Here is a 1373-nt window from a genome sequence, read left to right on the forward strand (position 1 = left end):
TGGAGCGGGTGAAGGGAATCGAACCCTCGTCTTAAGCTTGGGAAGCTTCTGCTCTACCATTGAGCTACACCCGCAGGGCGGTGCATTGCGCACGCCAGAACTGCATTGTACTCAACGACTTAGCGCGGTCAAGCAACATCTGATGGAGCGGTTGCCGCAGGCGGCGTCGTACTGGCGACGTTGGTGGCCAAGCCGTTGATTGCATTCACTATTCAAGCTCCAGTGATAATTCTCAGGCAGCGCAGCTATCGAGTTGCGCCAGCAGCACGCCACGGCGGGCGTCACTCATGCCGAGACCTTCGGCACGCTGCGGGAAGGCGGCGTCGATGGCGTTGCGACTCAGGGTGAGCCACTGCGCCTCGCTGAGATTCAGCGCTTGCTGCACGGCGATGAAGTTGTCGAGCATGCCGCCGCCGAAATAGGCCGGATCATCCGAATTGAGGGTGATATTGAGGCCCGCCTCGATCAGCTTCGGCAGCGGGTGGTCTTCCATGCGCTCCACCACCTTGAGCGCGACATTGGACAGCGGACACACCGTCAGCGGGATACGCCGCTCGGCCAGCTCCGCCACCAGGGCAGCATCTTCCAGACAGCGCACACCGTGGTCGATACGCTCCACCCCCAGCACCTCAAGCGCCGTGCGGATGTACTCTGCCGGGCCTTCCTCGCCTGCGTGCGCGACATGATGCCAGCCGCGCTCCCCCGCAAGCGTGAAGACCTCGGTGAACTTCTCCGGCGGATTGCCGATCTCGGCGCTGTCCAGGCCGACACCCACGAAGCGTGACTCGAAGGGAATCAGCGCGTCGAACAGCTCGCGCGCAGACGCCGCGGAATGACAACGCAGGAAGCTCGGCACCAGCGCCGAGGTGATATCGAATTCCTTCACCGCCTCACGACAGGCGCGCTCCAACCCCGCGAACTGGGTTTCCAGACTCACGCCACGCGCCAGATGCGCCTGCGGATCGAAGAACAGCTCCAGATGCTTGACGCCATCGGCGCTCGCACGGCGGAAGTAGTCCTGCGCCAGGCGGTAGAAGTGTGACTCGTCATTCAAGACGCCCATGCCCTGGTAATAGAGCGCGAGGAAGGCAGGCAGATCCGCGAAGTCATAGGCCGCCTCGACCTCTTCCAGGGTGGCGTAGGGCAATGTGATGCCCTGCTCCGCCGCCAGCTCGAACATCAAGGCCGGCGTCAGCGAGCCTTCGATGTGCAGGTGCAGCTCCACCTTGGGCAGGCGGGCGAGAAAGTCGTGCATGCGCGGGGTAAGGGTCATGGCCCGTCTCCTCAATGAAAGGCGGCGGCTGGAAGATCGCGGAGCGCTCACCACAGCCTGATGGCGCAATTCTAGCAATCCCGAGACCACCTTGAGGAGT

At 62.9% G+C, this 1373-nt stretch carries 1 protein-coding gene and 1 tRNA gene; both read right to left on the minus strand.

The window, feature by feature from the left end; translation table 11 throughout:
• Positions 1–74: transfer RNA gene (locus tag AC4FAH_RS14320), tRNA-Gly, on the minus strand.
• 158 nt (positions 75–232) lie between these two features.
• Positions 233–1273 (minus strand): adenosine deaminase, encoded by a 1041-nt coding sequence (locus AC4FAH_RS14325; RefSeq protein ID WP_490246285.1) that lies wholly within the window; start codon positions 1271–1273, stop codon positions 233–235.
• Positions 1274–1373 lie beyond the last annotated feature (100 nt).

It is taken from the genome of Cobetia sp. (genome assembly GCF_983723665.1).

Coding starts and splice junctions, on each gene's coding strand:
- AC4FAH_RS14325 (WP_490246285.1), bottom strand. CDS start 1,273: ATGACCCTTACCCCGCGCATGCACGACTTTCTCGCCCGCCTGCCCAAG.